16 protein-coding genes are annotated in these 19,846 nt (G+C 45.3%); 7 read left to right on the forward strand and 9 right to left on the reverse strand.

Annotation, left to right across the window (positions count from 1 at the left end; all coding sequences use genetic code 11):
• The first annotated feature begins 143 nt into the window (after positions 1-143).
• Entirely contained in the window at positions 144-494 is a 351-nt protein-coding gene (locus AB4585_RS11330) for a hypothetical protein (protein WP_052880051.1), read from the forward strand.
• A 34-nt stretch (positions 495-528) separates the two neighbouring features.
• Here the strand turns inward: AB4585_RS11330 and AB4585_RS11335 are convergent, their stop codons facing one another.
• On the reverse strand, positions 529-1,407 hold the full coding sequence (locus AB4585_RS11335) for a LysR family transcriptional regulator (protein WP_016797108.1): 879 nt from the start codon (positions 1,405-1,407) through the stop codon (positions 529-531).
• 161 nt (positions 1,408-1,568) lie between these two features.
• On the opposite strand from AB4585_RS11335, the gene AB4585_RS11340 reads away from it, so the two are divergent.
• The 3 genes from AB4585_RS11340 to AB4585_RS11350 all read left to right on the forward strand — a co-directional run bounded on the left by AB4585_RS11340 (position 1,569) and on the right by AB4585_RS11350 (position 5,043).
• Positions 1,569-2,168, forward strand: a complete 600-nt coding sequence (locus AB4585_RS11340) for a class I SAM-dependent methyltransferase (RefSeq protein WP_017064785.1) — start codon at positions 1,569-1,571, stop codon at positions 2,166-2,168.
• Positions 2,169-2,506: 338 nt separating this feature from the next.
• Positions 2,507-4,072, forward strand: coding sequence for a YjjI family glycine radical enzyme (locus AB4585_RS11345; RefSeq protein WP_372155150.1), 1,566 nt, complete (start codon positions 2,507-2,509; stop codon positions 4,070-4,072).
• Between the two features lie 56 nt (positions 4,073-4,128).
• Positions 4,129-5,043: a YjjW family glycine radical enzyme activase gene (locus tag AB4585_RS11350; protein ID WP_372111625.1), complete on the forward strand. Its 915-nt coding sequence runs from the start codon at positions 4,129-4,131 to the stop codon at positions 5,041-5,043.
• Positions 5,044-5,118: 75 nt separating this feature from the next.
• Here AB4585_RS11350 and AB4585_RS11355 read toward each other — a convergent pair whose 3' ends face one another.
• The 5 genes from AB4585_RS11355 to yccS form a co-directional block, all read right to left on the reverse strand.
• Entirely contained in the window at positions 5,119-6,030 is a 912-nt protein-coding gene (locus AB4585_RS11355; protein WP_372155152.1) for a LysR family transcriptional regulator, read from the reverse strand.
• A 75-nt stretch (positions 6,031-6,105) separates the two neighbouring features.
• Positions 6,106-7,368 carry a hydroxymethylglutaryl-CoA reductase gene (locus AB4585_RS11360; protein WP_029235254.1) on the reverse strand — a complete coding sequence of 421 codons (1,263 nt, stop codon included), beginning with the start codon at positions 7,366-7,368 and terminating at the stop codon, positions 6,106-6,108.
• A gap of 161 nt (positions 7,369-7,529) precedes the next feature.
• Positions 7,530-7,850: a hypothetical protein gene (locus AB4585_RS11365; protein WP_017060893.1), complete on the reverse strand. Its 321-nt coding sequence runs from the start codon at positions 7,848-7,850 to the stop codon at positions 7,530-7,532.
• 121 nt (positions 7,851-7,971) lie between these two features.
• Complete coding sequence (locus AB4585_RS11370) at positions 7,972-8,157, reverse strand: hypothetical protein (protein ID WP_029235859.1); 186 nt, start codon at positions 8,155-8,157, stop codon at positions 7,972-7,974.
• Between the two features lie 332 nt (positions 8,158-8,489).
• Complete coding sequence (gene yccS / locus AB4585_RS11375) at positions 8,490-10,673, reverse strand: YccS family putative transporter (RefSeq protein WP_017067021.1); 2,184 nt, start codon at positions 10,671-10,673, stop codon at positions 8,490-8,492.
• 177 nt (positions 10,674-10,850) lie between these two features.
• On the opposite strand from yccS, the gene helD reads away from it, so the two are divergent.
• Entirely contained in the window at positions 10,851-12,926 is a 2,076-nt protein-coding gene (gene helD / locus AB4585_RS11380) for a DNA helicase IV (RefSeq protein WP_372169844.1), read from the forward strand.
• Positions 12,927-13,013: 87 nt separating this feature from the next.
• Positions 13,014-13,364, forward strand: a complete 351-nt coding sequence (locus tag AB4585_RS11385; RefSeq protein ID WP_017071128.1) for a VOC family protein — start codon at positions 13,014-13,016, stop codon at positions 13,362-13,364.
• A gap of 120 nt (positions 13,365-13,484) precedes the next feature.
• On the opposite strand, the gene AB4585_RS11390 is transcribed toward AB4585_RS11385, so the two are convergent.
• Both AB4585_RS11390 and torT read right to left on the reverse strand, forming a co-directional pair.
• Positions 13,485-13,940: a methylglyoxal synthase gene (locus AB4585_RS11390; RefSeq protein ID WP_017064778.1), complete on the reverse strand. Its 456-nt coding sequence runs from the start codon at positions 13,938-13,940 to the stop codon at positions 13,485-13,487.
• A gap of 60 nt (positions 13,941-14,000) precedes the next feature.
• Positions 14,001-15,029, reverse strand: coding sequence for a TMAO reductase system periplasmic protein TorT (torT, locus tag AB4585_RS11395; protein ID WP_102332911.1), 1,029 nt, complete (start codon positions 15,027-15,029; stop codon positions 14,001-14,003).
• Positions 15,030-15,121: 92 nt separating this feature from the next.
• Between torT and torS the strand changes: the two genes are divergently transcribed.
• The gene (gene torS, locus AB4585_RS11400) at positions 15,122-18,127 is read left to right on the forward strand and encodes a TMAO reductase system sensor histidine kinase/response regulator TorS (RefSeq protein WP_017060885.1); all 3,006 of its coding nucleotides are present in this window, start codon (positions 15,122-15,124) and stop codon (positions 18,125-18,127) included.
• A gap of 135 nt (positions 18,128-18,262) precedes the next feature.
• On the opposite strand, the gene AB4585_RS11405 is transcribed toward torS, so the two are convergent.
• Positions 18,263-19,843 carry a hydantoinase/oxoprolinase N-terminal domain-containing protein gene (locus AB4585_RS11405; RefSeq protein WP_065584595.1) on the reverse strand — a complete coding sequence of 527 codons (1,581 nt, stop codon included), beginning with the start codon at positions 19,841-19,843 and terminating at the stop codon, positions 18,263-18,265.
• Positions 19,844-19,846: the final 3 nt, after the last annotated feature.

The raw sequence follows: 19,846 nt of genomic DNA on the forward strand, positions 1-19,846 counted from the left end.
AATAAAGTTGACGTTGAGTGTTTTTTGGGGATGATGTGCAACTGAAATAGGATCGTTTATGATTAATACAACACATTAGTCGCTAAGGTCTTATTGGTCTTCTAGATTTGACTGCGACTGCAATGGACAAGGAGAGAATCAATATGAAGTTTGACGATATCAGTGATAACGAGTTGTGGGTGATTGCTAACCCGATTATGGATAATCTGATGGACGGTTCAACCAAGGTCGATCATGAACAGCACTGTCGAGACTTTACTCAAAGGATGAAAGACATTGTTACGCCGGAATATTTAGAAAAGGTGTGTCACCATTATCAGCACAGTAATGGCTTTTTTGCTGAGCGAGAGCAAGTCGCGCTGTTTAGACGTTCAGACTCCATCGCTTTTGTGTGGAAACAAGCTTACACCATCGCCAAAGGCGAGTTTGTCGCCGAAATGGTATTGGTTGAAGAAGACGGACGCTACTTAGTGGATCACGTGATGGTTTTCTAGAGCAAGACTTAAGTATGGAGTAAAAGTCGTCCGTCTAGAAATCAAACAAATAATCACTAAGCTGGTCGGCCAACCAATTCATTCCTGGGTGCTCTGCCATGCCAGCCGCGGTAAACATACAGTAGTCTTCTTGTGTTAAACCGTAGGTGTGTTTGATCACGGCAAGCTCTTGTTCACGCAGTAAATGGCGAATCAATGGCTCAGGCATTACGCCCCATGCTTCTTCACGTAGAATCGTATCCAACATAAAGTCGAAGCTAGAGAAGCCAATGTAACGACGCGAGAAGGGCTCAAGCTCAGGATTATCCTTTTCATTAAGATAAACCATGGTTGCTTGCATCGAATTTCTCAGTACTTCATCAGACACTCGTCGCATCGCACTCAAATCATGTCCTTTCTTGCATACAGACATCATTCGAATCTTACCAAGCGGGTTGTAGATAATTCTTGGGTCATCGACGCGTTCGTAATCGACACCAAATGCGAAGTCGACTTGCTGAGTTTCAACTAGGTTAGCTAAGTCACCGCTCGATGCGAGAACGAAGTTGAATGAGGTAGAAGGGTACTTGTTATTTAAGGCGTGAGATAAGTCCTGCCACATTTCATCGGGTAGGGAGTCATCTCGTGCTATCCAAATTTCTGCGTTGAATTCGCCCGAAACATGCAAGCAGGTTTGTTTAATACGCGCGGCTGTCACCAACATGCCTTCGCAATCTTTGTAAATCGCTTTACCCGCTTCTGAAAGCTCAACGTGGTTTCCGCTGCGGACGAACAGCTCGACATCTAACTCTTTTTCCAAGGCTTTAATCGACATGCTGAGTTTGGTTCGGTTGCATTCTAACTGGCGTGCAGCTTCAGAAACTGATCCTAAATCAGCAACGGAACAAAAGGCTTGGACTTGAGAAAGGTTCATTTCATTTCCATATTGAGCGGGGGTTGGTGCATATTATCTGAATATTGTGCTGACTATCTTAGAAATAGTCCATCTTTGCATGATAACTCTATGACGAATTGACTAATTTGGTTTACTCTGGGGAAGTTCCCAACCTACAAGAAGTAAAGATGGAGGCCATGATGGCGAAACAATGGGACGAATACGCCGTTGATTGGGATAAAGATCCCGCAACTGCAGTATTCGCACAATCCGTATTTGACCAGTTAACACAGCTCGTTGATTTAAACGGAACCCGTGTCCTTGATTTTGGTTGTGGTACAGGACTACTCAGCCAGAAAATATCTCCTTTAGCAAAAGAGATCATCGCACTTGATATCTCTGAAGGGATGATTGAAGAGTTAGATAAGAAAGAGTTACCTAACGTTGAACCGGTAGTTGATATTTTATCGCGCGGACTTGCAGCGCAGCATCCAGCATTCAGAAACCAGTTTGACCTAGTGGTAGCCTCTTCGGTGTGTGGTTTTATCCCGAACCTACAAGACACAGTCAGTCTGATTTACACGCTGCTTGAAAACGACGGTACGTTTGTACACTGGGATTGGTACTTGGAAAGCGACAGTGAAGACTACGGTGTAAGCCAACAGCGCTCAGAAAATGTATTGAGTGCAGCGGGCTTTGCAGTAGTTGAAGTCTCTACACCGTTCTCGATTGACACTCCACAAGGAGAGTTAAAGGTATTAATGGGTGTTGGACGTAAACAAGCGCTTCCAGATCTGTAATCGTGTGTATGCCTTGAGCTAGCATTCAGAATGCTCATTTAAACTACTAAACCCACATTAACGACTCTAACGTCAGTTATGTGGGTTTTCTCTTTTTGGCGCTATCGTTTTAAACAGAACGAATTAGCGCTTTCTCATTTCTTCACTACTAACTCTGGTTTCTCTATTTCTCTATTTCTTTATTTCTCTATTTCTCATCTCGCTCATAGAAAACTCAACACCGCTAATTTACAAATTATTTATTTCCATTTTGGAAATGTAGTCTTGCATACATTTCATTAGTGGAAATATAACGGTGAGATATAAAATAAGCCCATAACAACACTAAGGGTTTAATCATGAGCCACCAATCTGCGTCATCTACTTCTTCACCACTTTCAGAGCAACAACAACGCTTTAGCAATATCATTTCAGATGCCAACCTGTCACCAAAACAGAAGTCGAGCTATCTTGCCTTAGAAGCTGAAGCCAGCTTACCGTATATGCCGGTAAGCAAAGAAGTAGAGCAAGCCTTACAACAAGGTGTGCTGTGTGACATGTTTGAAGGGCACGCCCCATTTAAGCCGCGCTATGTACTTCCAGATTATTCTAAATACTTACATCAAGGCTCAGAGTATTTAGAGCTTAGCGCGGCAACCAACTTCGATGAAGCATTGAACATGCTTACCATCCTTTACCACCATGTTCCGTCTGTCACTTCAATTCCGGTTTACCTAGGTCAGTTGGATGATGTGTTGATGCCTTTCGTGGGCGACTTAACAGAAGAGCAGGTATACCAAAAGATTAAGCTGTTCTGGATCATGTTGGATCGCACACTGCCAGACGCCTTTATGCATGTGAATATCGGCCCGACAGACAACATTATCTGCCGTACGATTTTACGTGTAGACGCTGAATTGAAGCAGATCGCGCCAAACTTAACCTTTATGTACGACCCAGCCTTGACACCTGATGATCTACTTCGTCATGCGGCGAGCAACATCTGTGAATGCAGTAAACCACATATTGCAAACTATCCAGCGCATGCCGAGGCTTACGGCGATAAGCGTTTTGGTATTGTGAGCTGCTACAACTCTCTGCCGTTAGCGGGCGGTTCAAATACCTTGGTGCGTATGAACCTAAAGCAAGTGGCGTTGAAGTCTGAGGACAGTGCTGATTTCTTACAACAAGTACTGCCGAACTACAGTGGCATCATGGTTGAGTTGATGAACGCTCGTAGCCGCTTCTTGCATGAAGAGTCTAACTTCTTCGAAGGTTTCCTGACCAAAGAAGGCCTTATCGAAGAAGATCGCTTTGCGCCAATGTTTGGTATTTATGGCATGGCGGAAGCAGTCAACATCTTGTTGGAGAAAGAGGGCCAAGCAGGGCGCTATGGTCACGATGAACAGGCAAATCAGCTTGGTCACCGTATCTCCGAAAAACTGGCTGAGATCGTTGAACGCTCTGACGTGAAGTATGGGTTAGAAGGTAAAGCTCTGCTGCATGCTCAAGGCGGTATTAGCTTAGATGAAGATGTGACGCCGGGTGTCCGTATTCCTTATGGTACCGAACCGGATCCTGTCTCTTACGTTCGTGCAACCGCGGGTCACCATAAGTTCTACACCTCGGGCATCAGTGACATTCTGACCATCGACGAAACAGTGAAATCTAACCCTGAAGCGATGTTTAACCTGTGTAAAGGCGCGATTCAAGCGGGTTACCGAGAGTTCACGGCTAACGTTGCATCAAATGATTTGGTTCGTGTCACGGGTTACATGATTAAGCTATCTGACATTGCCAAATATGACGAGCAAGGCTCACGCACCAATACCACCTTTTTAGGTGCCGAAGCTGCGAAGAACACGGGCATATTAGAGCGTAAACCACGCGTGGTGAGTTCAGAGATGTCGCCGACATACGAATAGCTTTAACGTGCGTGCGTTATGTGTATGGTGCGTTTCGAATACGAACAATGTGAATTATGAAAATTTCTGATCTAACAACTCAAATGGCTAGGGTTAAAAATAATAAGACAGAAAAACAAGCGAAGGTCAGCCGTGTGCTGACCTTTTCTTGTGTTGACGGCCCGGGAAACCGCTTGGTGCTGTTTCTTCAGGGCTGCAACTTTGACTGTATTACTTGCCACAACCCACACACAATTAATCACTGTAACCATTGTGGTGACTGCATTAGCGGCTGTCCGAGCAGTGCTCTGAGTCTTATTGATGGCAAAGTGAAGTGGGACCCAGCAGCCTGTACGAATTGCGATCAGTGCATTGATGTCTGCGATCATAAGTCGAGCCCGAAAATTACCACAATGACGGCCTCAGAGGTTCTGGAGCTTGTCAGGCATAATCAGTTTTTCTTGAGTGGCATTACCGTTTCTGGCGGTGAAGCGACCATGCAGTTGCCGTTTATCATAGAGCTGTTTCAAGCGATTAAACGTGATTCACAGTTAGCGCATCTCACGTGTTTTATTGATAGTAATGGTTCGCTGTCACTTCAAGGGTGGGACAAGGTGTTGCCTTATCTTGATGGCGCGATGATTGACCTAAAATCATGGCAATCGGAAACACATCAATGGTTAGTGGGTAGAGGTAATCATAGGGTGTTTGAAACCATTAACTACTTAGCAGATAAAGGAAAACTGCACGAAGTTAGGTTGCTACATATCCCAAATAAAAGCGATCTTGAGGACGAAATTGAACAAGTGGGGCGTTACTTGAAGACTCTACCAAGTGATATTCGAATTCGGCTGAATGCGTTTCAGCATCATGGTGTCATTGGCGACGCGTTAGATTGGCCGAAATGCACCGAAAAACAGATGCAGAGCTTTCACGATAAGCTCTACACCATAGTTCAAAGACCGATGCAAACTCCTGAGGTTTATACCTAGTCTTTAGATTTCTTAGGCGGTCAATCAGGCTTCTAAGAACGTTAACTTTCTAAAGATATTAAGTCTCTAAAAATATTAAGCTTCTAAAAACAGGTCACACAACCATTTGATCGCTTGATCATTCATGTTGGGTTTATTCCACACCAAGCTGTACGCCACCTTACCGTAATCAAAAGGCAAGGGCTTGCTCACTAAGCCCTGAGCTTGTTTAGCATGCTCAGCCCACTGTTTAGAGCAAGTGAACAGGAAAGGTGTGTGGTGACACAACACAGCCGCAGCGCCGAAGTCCGCGACCGATATTGCCATCTCTCTTGGTTGGTGGCATTGAACCAAGTTTTGTTCAAAGTAAGGCTGAGACAGTTCGTTATCTAAAATCCCAATGTGCTTGTAATCTAAGTAGCCTTCTACCGTCAGTTCTTGCTGAGCGAGAGGCTGGTGTGCGCCCATCAAACAAACCATTTCATCTGGAAGAATTGTTTCCCAAACCAGCTCTTTGTTATCGGTCGGCGGCTGAGATATATCATGAGGCAACAAGATCAAATTGACCTTGCCACTGAGTAAAGCATCGAAGCCGAGCTGTTGTTTCGAATAGATGTTGAGCTTCGCGCTTGGCGCGAGCTCAGTGGTAATTTTACTGATCTTTGAGGCAAATACTTCGAAAGTACTTTCACGCATCGAAAGTGAAAAACTGCCTTGGTACTCTTGAGGGGTAAAACTCTTTTGATGAAGCAGTCCATTCATGCTTGAAAGAATTGCGTGAACAGTGGGCGCTATCTTCAGAGCAAAGGGAGTCGGGATAAGCTTGGTACCATCTCGATAGAAAAGCTCATCATTCAGGATGTCACGCAACTGAGACAGGGTTTTGCTTACACTCGAAGGGCTGACACAGAGTTGCTCTGAGGTCTGAGTGACGCTGTGGGTGTTCAGCATAATATGAAGCGCAGTGAGGTGCTTAAGGCTCACCCTAGATAAGTGTAAGTAATCCATTTATGACTCACGCATTCAGATTGGCTTGTGATTTTGCATGAACGACAAAATCGAACAAGCCAAATTGGATAAAGGTTATTTACGAGCTAGCTTATGGTGCGCTCGTGAAAAGTGGCCTGCGCAAAATGCGCCCACAATCGATAGTTCACCCGCTAAACACAGTGCAGCACAAACTTCAGCTAGGGCTTGTGATTTACCGTTACCATGCAGCCCAAGTAAATCTAAACAGGCTTTTTGACTTGGCAAGCCAGTACCACCGCCGACAGTCCCCACCATTAGGTTAGGCAGTGTCACGCTAGCGTATAAACCGCCTTCTTTGTTGAGTTCCATACGCGTCATACCAATCGCTGACTCGGCGACACAGGCCGCGTCTTGGCCACAAGCGATGTAAAGTGCCGCCAGTGCATTCGCATAATGGGCGTTGATACCGATAGTGCCGCTCAAAGCGCCACCGACTGTGGTCATTTGGCCAAACTGGACCATCTTCTCTGGTGTCGTGTGTAGGTACTTCGCGACAAGCTCTGCAGGGATATTAACCTCAGCAGTTACCTTTTTGCCACGAACGCTGCGCAAGGTTTGGGTATTGGCTTTCTTATCGCCTGACAAGTTGCCATCAAGGAAAGCATGGTCAGGCTTAACTGGCGTATTTTCGATGATGTACTCAAACACGGCATTGGTTGCGATGGTCACCATATTCTGACCAGAAGCGTCTCCGGTTAGAAATTCGAACACCAAGTAAACATGGTTACCTTCGATGTTGATATTAATGTCGGTCAGCTTGCCGTGTGATGTTGTTGATTCTGCCAAGATCTTGAACTGGTCATACTGAGTCACAGCCCAAGCCACAAACTGTCCGGCTTCAACTAATCCTTGAAATGCAAAGCCAGGAGTACGTGTTACGCCTTCATTGAGCAACATAGCACTTGCGCCACCACAAGCCGTAATCAGCTTAGAACCACGGTTATAAGACGCGACAAGCGCAGCTTCTGTGGTCGCGAGTGGTACGAGGTAATCGCCCGTAGCAAATAGGCCATTGACTCTTAAAGGGCCAGATATTCCCACAGGGACTTTAACGGTGCCAATAAAGTGCTCAATGTTTTTCTCATAAGCTTGGAACTGACTTTGTGTATGAGGGTCGAGCAGTTCTTGCTGTGAATCTGCATTATCGAGCGCTGTCCAGCGACGTGTGAGATTCTTTTCTGTCAGGTAGGGGCTAGGTGTCAGCTTATTTACTGGCTTTTCAAAATGAGGCTGAAGCTTTTTTTCTAATTCGTCTGCGGAGATGTCGCCTCCTAAAATAGAAACATAGTCACGGCGATGCAGATTTAGTTTTGGCATAAATAGTATGAAGTAAAGTTTGTGCAGCAAATTGGTTTGCGCTGATTCTACCGAGTAATAAACCAGAAACAAGCGCCTGATATAATGAGTTACAGTTTGTGTGGTTGTTGAAGCAAAAAGCAGCGAAGTTTCGCGAAATATAGGCTGTATTTGAGCGAAATTTAGATATGAATGTCGAGAAGGCTACCGATGGCTTCGTTTTGACGATCAACCACACTTGCACCAACGCGGTTATAACTTGCGCTTTGTGTCAGTTTAATCAAGGAATCGGTTGAAGATGAAGCAGGTTCAGGTTCTTTGTCTTTAAAGGAAATGGCTTGTTCAGGCTCTATTTGATTAAAGCTGAGATCGCTAGCTTCGAAAGTGTCGTCGGATTCTAGAGCGTGTTTGGAGGCTTGGTTGAGCTCGATTGCGGCTTCTTCAGCCATGTTGGTGGATTGCTGAATAATGGCGTAACCAGATTGAATACCAGATATCGACATATCAGAACCTTTTATTGACGTATGAAATGAGTCTAGGCGGACGATATTTTGAGCGCAATGGTGAACAGATGAAATTTACGGTGAAAATGTGAACTTAAGCTAAAATAGTGATGTCTGTCTATTAACTGAACAGGTCATTTAGCGCGTTTAATTCTTCATCAGTAAGCAAAGAAGGCTTCTCTGTTTCAAGGTTGCCGTCGATCTCACCCTGAAGTGCTTTTAATTGTTGTGGGCTAAGAAGCTGTATTTGCTGCTTAAATGCTTCAAATTGCTGTGTATTCATAGTGTGACCTTTGTTCAAATCAATATGCTCTTTAGAGCATAGCCTACTGATTCAGGAAATCAAACAAGATTAAGTGAATTTTAAATGATGTTTGAAGTTTCTTGAAACTAAGACAACTATAAATTCCTGTGGTCGTTTTTTGTCCGAGAAATGTTAGGAAAAGTTAAGGCTTGGTCAATCAAAGTCAGAAAATTCCTACAATGTAAAAACGCCTTCAACCCTTGTGGCACAAGGGTAGGTAAGTAATTTCTCTACCCAATTAGGGGTATGGGTAAAGCAATGTATAAATATTTGTGATGATCAAAAGATAAGCAATTGGCGTTATCTTTTTGTTTTTACGGTATTTTGTTTGTTGCTCAAGAAGCTTCTGTTTCAAACGACTTGTCGATCTTAACCTTAACTGCAAACTTGGTCGCTAAGGTATGCAGTTCTGGAAGCATTCGATAGATCAAATGGAGCTGTTGTAGAACCATTTTGACAGAATTCTCATCTTCTTCTCGCCATTCACTCAAACGTTTATCCAGCTCCGGGTCATAAGCGTTTTTCACTTCACAATGCTCTTTATGAGAATAGAGTTGATCATTTAGAGCGTCGAGATGCTGGTGGATTACTCTGTGCGCATCTAGCACCAGTTTGTGTGTCGCTTCATCATCAATACGCGTTCTGTGAGCACCCAGAGCCGAGATATAGCTAAGTAGAGCATGATTGAGTGTTAAGAATCGGAAGCTCTCATCTTCAGAGGTGCGGTACTTACCCGGTTCAACCAACATGCTACTGATCGCGGCAGTCAGGTTTGCATCATTATTATGCGCACTACGTCGAGCGATACGATAGTTTAGGCTATCTTTCTTACCGACACGGTATTGGCCGATGATCTGAGCGAGATAGTTCTTATTGGAATCGAGCGCATTCGCCATCACTTTGTGCAGTCGCTTCGACTGCCAATCAGGTAACACATAAATGACAGCAAGCACGGCGAGAGCACAACCAATAAAGGTATCCGCTAACCTTGGCAATACTACCGCGTAGCCTTCACCTAATTGGTTAAAGCAGAAGAGCACAAGCAGTGTGATAAAGCCGGTCGCAAACCCGTAGTTATTGATTCGAAACGCAAAGAACATCACGCCACTGATCACAATGAACACTAATTGGCTCTCTTGCGACGGGAAGAAAGTCAGTAACGGTACTCCGATCAATAAGCCTGCGACCGTGCCAATGACACGCGCCGTCAGTTTTTGACGGGTTGCACTGTAGTTTGGCTGACACACAAACAGTGTCGTCAGTAGAATCCAATAACCTCGTTCGATATCAAAACCCTGGATAATCCCGTAGCCCAGCGTCAAAGTGATCGCCATGCGAATCGCGTGGCGGAATAGCATAGAATCGGTGTGCAAGTTAGCTTTGATCTTGTGCCACATTGCCGTCAAAGTATGAGGGTTGGTATCGTCCAATACACCTTCTTCAATCTTCTCTGCATCTGGGTTGCTGATATTCGAGAGCTGTTTTTCAACGGTTGCTAGGTTATTGAATAAGTAATCCAACTGGTTCAGCAGTGATTTCCATTTAGGATTATTCTGTTGGTGCAGATGATTGAGCGAAGACATCAGCTCATCGAGTGCCAATACAGACTTGTCACCATGCTGGTATTCAGCGCCAACTTTCAACGAGCTCGCCACTTCTTTACACGCAGTGGCCTGCGCTTCCAGTAGATACTTAAATCTAAACAACACGTCAGAGCGCTCAAAGTGTTTTGCTAGCTCTTGATAGCGATAGTGGCTAGAGCTGACGCGTTCATGAATATCTTGTGCGATGAAGTAGGTGTTAAGAAATCGGTCACTAGGGCCGTCAATGTGTCCGCGCTTAGAGCGATTAAGCAGCGTCGCTTTACACATGTTGAGTGCGTTAACGGTACTCGCGTTGAGTTTGGCTTCAATGATTCGGTGTGGCTGGGGAATCAAGTCAGAAACGGGGTAGAAGAGTTCCGCTTTTGAATCGATGTAGTTACCGATTTGATCGAATACCGTGGCTAAGTTTTGCTGCACGGGTTGCATTGGCCACACTATCTGCCAAATCATCGACATGAAGTAGTACCAAGCGGCGCCAGTTAACAGTAGAAGCGGTTGAAACCAAAGGTTGGTGCTCTCGTGTGCACCAAGCATGGTATAGATGGCAACCAAGAGAGAACCAAACGCGATACTCGCGTATTTAGGGCCAATTGCCCCGAGAATGATAAAAGAGAAGGTTGAAACAAAAAGCCCGATCGCGAACAGCCAAGGCGTATCGAAGAGAAGCTCAATAGAGAAAGCCGCAACGGCGAAACAGATAAAGGTCAGCGTGAGTGCTTTCAAGCGCCCGGTAAAGCTGTCATCACTTTCCGCAAGAGCCGCAGCAATAACGCCTAAGATCAAAGGCGTGATCAGTGTGTTTTGTCCATAATACCAAGCAGGCACCACCACGCCGAGCAGAGTGATGAGAATTAATACGCTGTAATTTATGGTTTTATTCGCCCAATAGAGGCGTAATTTGGCTGAAAAGTCCACAGTCGCTCACTTGACACACTAAAAACCATAATCCTAACAGAAATCAAGCACAAGAATTTGATACTTATCCATAATTGCCCGTAGGTGGTCATGAAAGCGTCGATAAGATATGAGATATTATTAATTCTCATTGCATCATGATATAAATTCAATATTCCCAATTAAGAGCACACTCCAATGCAGCTAAGCGCTAACAAGACTGCACAGTTTTTTATTCAAAATGAATATCATCAGGTTGAACTTGATGGTCCACGCTTGCTGTTATCTTCAGTAGGCAGTGAAGAGCGTATCCCATTTACTATTTGGAGTGGCAAGATCGCGATAAAGCGCGGATTGTTCTGGGGATCGCTACAATTTTTTGCTAATCAACAAGATGGAACACAGTGCAGTTGGTTAGTACAAGGCTTACCTTGGGATCAATGCCGTCAATTTGCACGCGCGTCAGTTAGTGCTTATCAGAAGTGGCACGACACTCAATGTGAACAATTGGCTGAACACGTACCTCAGTGGGAAGCTGAATTAACACGTCTTGAGCAATTACCAGCCTTTCTACCGCATTCTAAGGTCAACACTTGGGTTGATATGGTCAACTCAGGCTTAGAGAGTATGACAATGACGCTAGAAGAGGCCGCACAACGCATGCCAAACCGCATCGCAAGAATGCAGCCATGGTTATCTGAAACGGAAATCAAGCAAGCTGAAAGAAACCAGCAATGGCTAGAGACCGAGCGAAAAAACTGGGAAGTGTTGTTTGCGCAATGTGAGTCGTCACCACTGAACTTATCGCAGCAATATGCGGTGTTGATGAATGATGATCACAACCTTATTTTAGCGGGTGCAGGCTCGGGTAAAACCAGTGTTCTAACGGCTCGCGTCGCGTATTTACTGCAAAGCCATCAAGCTCAAGCTGAAGAGTTGCTATTGCTCGCTTTTGGTCGTGAAGCGGCAGAAGAGATGAAGCAACGTCTCGACAGCAAAATTGGTTTATCAGCAGAGAAGGTGCAAGTCAGCACTTTCCACCAGTTGGGTTTAAAGATACTGAATCAAGTTGAACCCGAACGTGTGGTTATTTCTCCTTTAGCGCTCGATGACAACCAACGCCAAGCATGGTGCATTGATTGGTTGAAGAAGCACTGGATGACACCGACCAACTTTAAACGTTGGCAAAAGCATTTGTCTAAATGGCCAATCGCTTATTTAACCGGTGACGATGAGCTTGGTAGCCACGTTTCAAACCTCAAATTGATCGGTTGGCTTGAAAAGCAGCTAGAACAGTTGAATGCGTCGGGCTTAACCAAAAAAGAAGTACAGCAACAGCTGATTGATCATCGAGACTATACGCGCCTCAACAGCGAACTGTCACTGTGTTGGCCATGTGTAACCGCGTGGCAAAAGGAGCTGAAAGAACAGAATCATATCGACTTCTCAATCATGATCAGTCGAGCGACCCAGCATGTCGAGAAGGGCAAGTTTATCTCACCTTGGAAGTTCATCATGATCGATGAGTACCAAGACATCTCACCTGATCGTCTTGCCTTGGTTGAAGCACTTTGTAATCAGTCTAAAGCCGAGCATCAAGCCTCTATTTTTGCAGTAGGCGATGACTGGCAGTCGATTTATCAGTTTGCGGGTGCGGATGTGGATTTGACCACGGGCTTTAAGGATCGCTTTGAAAGCTCGACCATTCATCACCTAGATACCACTTATCGCTTTAACAATCAGCTAGGTGCAGTTGCCAATCGCTTTGTACAAGAAAACCCAATTCAGATTCCGAAAGAACTGAACAGCTTCAAGCAACAAAAGCAGAAGGCGGTGTACAGTGCGCCAAGCAAAGAAGTTGAGAAGATTCTTGATCAACTGAACCGTCAATCCAAAGGCAAAACCAATAAATCGGTGTTGCTACTTGGACGTAATCATTACCACAAGCCAGAGTTGTTGGAAGATTGGAAGAAGATCTTCACCTCCATTGATATCAAGTTCATGACTTGCCACGGCAGTAAAGGTAAAGAGGCGGACTTTGTCATTATTCTTTGTGTTGATGAAGGACAGTTCCCGACCAAGAAAAAACAGCTGCATATTGATGGCGCATTGACTGAATCATCAGACGCGTTCCCTTATGCGGAAGAGCGTCGTTTGTTCTATGTAGCAATGACGCGGGCAAAAGAGAAAGTATGGATCACGCACAGCGGTGACGGTTCTGGCTTTGTGCAGGAGCTGCATGGTTCTGATTACCCAGTTGTTCGTAAAAAGTGATGTTACTTGACTTGATTGTCTAAGATTAGATCTTCAATCCCTGCCCTAATATCACAAGGCAGACGCATAAAGCATAAGGAATTTGCTATGGAACACGGCTCTATTAACTACATTGAATTTGCTGCGAAAGACATCGCCGCAACTAAGGCATTTTTCAGTCAAGTGTTTGGTTGGAGCTTTGAAGACTATGGCCCTGAGTATTCTGCGTTTGAAGGCAAAGGCTTAATGGGCGGCTTCTATTTGGCGGATCTGGCGTCGAATACGGATAATGGCGCGGCGCTGATGGTTTTTTATAGCCAAGATCTTGAGCAAACCGAGCGCGATGTAATTGATGCTGGTGGTCAGATAAACCGTGAGATCTTTAGCTTTCCCGGCGGCAGACGTTTCCATTTCAGAGAGCCAAGTGGCAACGAGATGGCAGTGTGGAGCGATAAATAGAGAGACTCTCGCACTGTTTTATGATTGAACTGTTTAATGTCTGAAAACGAGACATAAAAAAGCCTGCGATAAAATGCAGGCTTTTTAGTCTGTTCAGTAGAGAGCACATTTAACGTGCGATTACGTGCGCTCAGCTAGGTACGCTTCGTAGTCTGGGATCTCGATGATTACTTCTTCTTCAAGCAGTGAAGAGTTAAACAAGAAATTAGCGGTAGCGCGGTTAGTGGCCACAGGAATGTTCCAAACACTTGCGATACGAAGCAGTGCTTTTACGTCTGGGTCGTGTGGTACAGCATTAAGCGGATCCCAGAAGAAAATCAGCATATCGATTTTGCCTTCAGAGATAAGCGCGCCAAGTTGTTGGTCGCCGCCCATTGGGCCGCTGATCATGCTCTTGATTGCTAAGCCTGTCTCTTTACTGAGTAGAGAACCAGTCGTGCCCGTTGCGTAAAGGAAGTGCTTTTGTAGTTTTTCTTTGTTCTCTTTGACCCATCTTAGTAGCTCAGGTTTGAAGTGGTCATGAGCGACCAAAGCGATATGCTTGTGTGTTGGCATAGTGCGCGTTGTTTTTTGCATGAATGTTCCCTAAATTGTTGTTTCGTTTTTATTGTTTTGAGTTCTTCAGCCAATATAGCACTATGGATTCACACTGAATACCGGACGAAACTCAGAAGGTGACAATGAGTCGGCGATAATTTGATCTTTGAGAGTTGCAGGTGTCAGCGCTTCGATAATCGGTGCGCTGTGTTGCTCGTAAGGTTGACCGCGTAAGTAACTCGTGGCTTGTTTTACCGACAAGCGACCTTGCTCAACCATTTTATCTGTTGGCGCAAAAAGTACCTTGTTACGGAGTAAACCACGGTAGGTTCCGTGACTTAGGTAACTTGAGATTAACCCAATATCTTCGGTTTTATCGGCCGCTCGTAGCTCACTGATCGCTGCTTCAATCGCGACGGCACTTCCGACTATATATTGGATATCAGGTTCTTCTATCACCTGCTGTACTAGATTTCTTTGAAGTTCTTTATCGTTATCTGCCCAATAGCTGATCGCAATTTTGATATCACTCGACTTGATCGCATCATAAAACCCCAGTGCTACAGGCTTAGTGCCGCCACTCGCTTGTGGGCCAAGTAACAGGGCGATAGGTGTTTCGCCTGATCCTTTCGGGTGTCGTTTCGACAAAAAATCTCCGACTTGGTATCCCATTTGGTACCAATCGACACCGACCGTACCTTTTAATACCTTCTGTTGTTCTTCATTGACGGTTAACTCATTTACCGTAGCAAACACAGGCGTCGAGCCAACCCAATCGCTGAGATTGTCATGATACGCATCGGGTGAAACCGTACCTAAAATAATGGCATCGGCTCCCCATTGCGTGCAAAGCACCAGTTGCGAGGCTTGTTTGGCCACGTTGGGGTAACCGCCAGCTTCCAATACTCTTAGCTCAACTTGCTGCTTTTCTGCTTCAGAGATCATTCCATAGTTTACCGACAACCAATAAGAGTCTTTGAGGTGCGGATAAATGGCACAGATTTTCTCTTTTTGTGATGTGGCATTGGCGGGCTTTATTGGGCTCAAAGGCTCACTAGCACCTGCGACAGTAGTTACTGAGGCCAGTAGTGAGAGAAGAATTATTGAAGCGAAAGGTCTAGATAGCATGAATTGCCGTTTTGTTGGTTTTAGATAAGAAACACTGCAAAATATAGCGTATTCTGCATGGGTAAAGAAGAACGTTTTAAGGTTTAGAGTTTATGTTGTTAGCTTCAGCGAGTATTGGACGCAAGCTGCTGGCCTCATTCTTAGTGATGGCACTGTTGGTTCTATTGTCTGCATTGATCGGTGTTTCTGGTTTTAGCTTTGTAGCCAAAACGGAAAGAAACGTCGTTGATTCGGCGCTTCCTGCCATGATCGAAGCTCGTCAGGTTTCTGAGTTGAGTAACCGTATTATTTCGTCAGTACAAACACTTTCTAATGCGAGAAACGAAGCTGAAAGAAAAGAGGCTGGCACCGTACTGTTTGACCAACTTGAGTCGCTTCTTCAACATATCAAAGAGCTTGGTGTCGACAGTTTCGATTCTCAGCTCCTCAATAAACTCGAAAACAATGTTCAAAGCGTTATTAACACACTGGCTGAGTTGGGTGTGTCGGTTGAGCGTAAGCTTTGGTTAAGCAAAGAGTTGTCGTCTCGTGTCGAAGAGATGCGCCTATTGGCCGAAGAGCTAGAGCAGTTGACGCGAACCCAAGTTTTGAACACGGCTACCATTGCGGTTGCTAACGTCACGCATATCTATGACCTGCTAGAAACCAAAGAAACGGATAAAGCCTACCAAGCCTTAGATGCGCTTGTAGAGGTTGACCTTGATTTGTCTGAGCGCCTACACGAATTGCATTTGCTGGCGTTCAAAATGCTTAACCAAATTGAAGAAACGCAAACCGTTACCAACGTAGAGCGTATTCATCAAATCCAATCAGAATTTGAATCCAACCTAAGAATCATGGCGCGCCGCGTTAAAGCGGTCGAAGATCCTACTCGTTCAGCGCAGATGTCTCAGCTTCTAGAAGAGCTCAGAAAACGCCAAGTCGTGTTCGATATTTCATTAGAACAATATGAGAACACCAAAAAGTCAGAGTTTCTGATGCAAAATACGTTGGAGCTGTTCTCTCAGCTGAATACAACGGTTAACCAACTGGTTGATGATTCAAACCGCAGTACCAAAAAAGCGGTTGATGAGCTGACCAGCACGTTGAATTTGGCTCAATGGTCACTGTCTGTGATTTCGGTTATTGGTTTGGTTATCGTTGCATTTATCGTGTGGCGAGTGGTGTATATCTCGGTTGTTAAACGTCTTACTGAATACTCATCGGCCTTGATGTCTATCGCACAAGGTCGCCTGAATATTGATATCTCGGTAAAGGGTAATGATGAGCTGGCTCATATGGGCGAGGCGATCATCACTGCCAGAAACACCGCGCAGGCGCTACAAGTGGTTGCGGTGGGTGAAGCAAAGGCGAAACGCGAACTTGAAGAGCACAAAGAACACTTAGAAGAGTTGGTCACAGACCGAACCTACCAGCTGCAAAAGACCAATGAGAAGCTGAACATCGAGGTAGGGAACCACGCTAAGGCTCGTAACGCCGCAGAACAAGCAAGCCGCGCAAAATCCGCTTTCCTTGCGACGATGAGTCATGAAATACGAACGCCGATGAACGGTGTATTAGGTACTGCAAGATTGCTCAAAGATACTGGGTTAGACCCGCTGCAATCCGGCTATGCAGACATCATTAACCGCAGCGGTAAGAACCTACTCGCGATTTTGAATGACGTGTTGGATTACTCAAAGATTGAAGCAGGGCATTTAGAAATCCGCACTGCTTCGTTTGATCTTCATCAGATGGTTCAAGATACCTACCAATTGATGGAAGGGCGTGCCGCTGAGAAGAAGCTGAACTTTGATTTCCATATTGAAAGTGATGTGCAACGCTATTGGCGTGGTGACGTAACGCGAATCAGCCAAATCTTGAATAATTTGGTCGGTAACGCGATTAAGTTTACGGAAAGTGGCTCGGTCGATATCTTTATCAGCTTAGATATCGAAGATGAAAATCGAGTGATGTTTGAAGTGTCAGATACAGGTGTCGGTATTGATGCTAGCGAACAAGCTTGTCTGTTTGATGCCTTTACCCAAACCGATAGCGGTCGCAACAAAACCGGCGGCACAGGGCTTGGATTAGCGATCAGTAAAAGCATCATGTTGGCAATGAACGGGGATATTGGCGTTCATTCTGAAGAAGGCGAGGGTAGCCAGTTTTGGTTCTCACTGCCACTTGAAGCCGGTGAGAAGATAGAAACGAAAGTACCGGTCATTGAAGCGTGTATTCGAGCTAAAGTACTTCTGATTGAAGATAACCCCGTAAACTGCATCGTTGCTGAAGGCTTCTTGCATAACTTGGGGCACGAGGTTGTGATTGCGACAACCGGACAAGAAGCGAGAGCCATATTCAGTGAGCAAGAGTTCGATATTGCGCTGGTGGACATTAACTTACCCGACTGCGATGGCGTCGAGTTAATTCAACAACTCAAAGACGATGCGCTTCAGCATAAAAGTGAAGAAGACGTAATTCGAAAAGTACCCCCAATGATCGCAGTATCGGCTCATGTGTTTAACGAAGAAGTGGAAAGCTATTTGTCGTCTGGCTTTGATGGATTCTTACCTAAGCCGTTAGAGAAGGAAGCATTATCGGAATTGATTGTTGAGCAGTTGGACGGTCACACGCTGTTGCTGCCTCAGCCGGATCCGTCAGATGCTGTTTGCTGTCAGCTAAACTCTAAACCTCAGGAAACCGAGCTAGACTTATCAGCATTGGCATTTGCAAGCTCGACACAACGAGCAAACCAAGACGCGGAACATAATCAAGGAGAACCGATTGTGCAGATGATTAACCCTAAGATTATCAAAGACGACTTGGCCATTCTCGGTCGAGAAAAAATAGTGCAGATTGTTGGGTTGTTTGACCAAAGCAGCCAAGTCACTCTCGATGAACTGATTGTGGCAAGTGCCGCTGACAACGCTCGTGAAATTAAGTCTTTAGCTCATAAACTGAAAGGGTCTGCCGGCAGCCTAGGATTATCTGCACTGTTTGCTTTATGCCAGAGCATTGAAGCGAGCGAGGATCCATTACTTCAATATCGCGATAATGCAGACTCATTACCTGAATTGGTGAAAGACTCGTTAGCAGCGCTCCGAGAGCAACTATAGAGTGGCTATTGGGCGGAAAGCCCCAAAATAAGAACAGAAAACAAAAAGCAGGCTATTTCTCCGTTTTAATATGAAGAAGTGACCTGCTTTTTTATTGTCGAATAAGAATCTAAGTAAGGCTTTCAAGGAACGGCTCTAAGCCATCTTGATATGTCCAGCAGCTTTGATCTTAACGTGAACCATATTGCCTTGTAGGTAGCTTAATGGAATCTCGCTGCGTTCAATGATCGCGACATTATCGCTGCATGCGCCAGCTTCAATCGCCAGTTGCTTTGATTGCGCTTCCAAGCCCTTTAAGGTCTCTTCACGTGATGCTGGGTCAATCGGTACGATCTTATCGAATTGACCTGATATTTCACCCAACGCAACACCAATCGCATTAGCCACTTCAAAGTGCTCAGGACGAACCACTTGGCTCACACCTTCAAAATGATCTGGGAATAGGGCACTACCACCACCAACCATGATTACGGGTACACTCGCCGCAGAGGTCTTCATCTTATCGATGCCTTCTTCAACATCCGTGACCATTTGTTGATAAATCTTGCTTGCTTGTTCGGCTGAAACACCAATCTCATCACTCAGTTGATGTTCTGCCTGCCACTGCATTTGTCCTGTTTTGAGTGCAATATCGGTGAGCGTAAGTTCATCACCACCAAAGCTACGCGCCGTTTGCGTCAAGGTATGGCCAACACTTTCTGGGCCTAGCTCTATACGCTGCTGTTCAAAGCGAACCTTGGTACCACCACCAATGGCTAACGCCAAAATATCAGGCATACGGAAGTTGGTTCTCACTTCACCGATTTCTACTGCTAAGCTCGATTCTCTTGGGTAGCCGTGAGTCAGTACGCCGATATCAGACGTAGTACCGCCCACATCGACCACAATCGCGTCTTTTAACTTAGTTAAGTGACTCGCTCCACGAATCGAGTTTGTTGGCCCACAAGCCACGGTAAGAATCGGGTACATCAATGCGAACTGCTGTGACATCAGTGTTCCGTCGTTCTGACCGAAATAAGGCGTGGTGTGGATTTCATGATTGATGAGTGCACTGCAAAAGCCGTCAACGAATCGTTTTGCTGTCCCTTGCAGAGCCGCATTGAGGATAGTGGCGTTCTCACGCTCTAAAAGCCCTAAACTGCCCACTTTATGGGATAACGATAGGTTCACGCCCGGAAGTTCTTGTTGAATCCATTCTGCTGCTTGAAGCTCCTGGTCGCCGTTGACGGGAGAGAACACTCCGCAGATAGCAATGGAATCCACTTGGCCTTTCATTTTCTGGCAAAGCTCGCGGATCTCAGACTCTTGAATGTCGGCGATCAACTGGCCGTCGTATTCATAGCCGCCGTGAGCTTGGTAGAAGTGTTCACCAAGCAAGTTTTGCCACGCTTTGCTCCAACCACAAAGGGGCGGGACGCTATCACCACTGGGAAGCGCTAAACGAATCATCCCGACTCTATCTAAGCCTTTTCGTTCAACGATTGCGTTGGTGCATTGAGTCGTGCCAAGCATCGCATGTTTCACTTGCTGACCATCAATGTTTGCTTGGCTTAATAGCGCAGCAATCGCGTTATCAATACCTGTTGAAATGTCATGTGTGGTTGCGGTTTTTACTTTGGCAATCACATTCAAGTCTGCGTCGAGCAGCACACCGTCGGTATTGGTGCCACCTACGTCAATGCCCAAACGGCAGTAATCAAGCGTAATGTTTGTCATGCG

This window comes from Vibrio sp. 10N.222.49.C9 (genome assembly GCF_041474985.1).
GTDB lineage: Bacteria > Pseudomonadota > Gammaproteobacteria > Enterobacterales > Vibrionaceae > Vibrio > Vibrio crassostreae_C.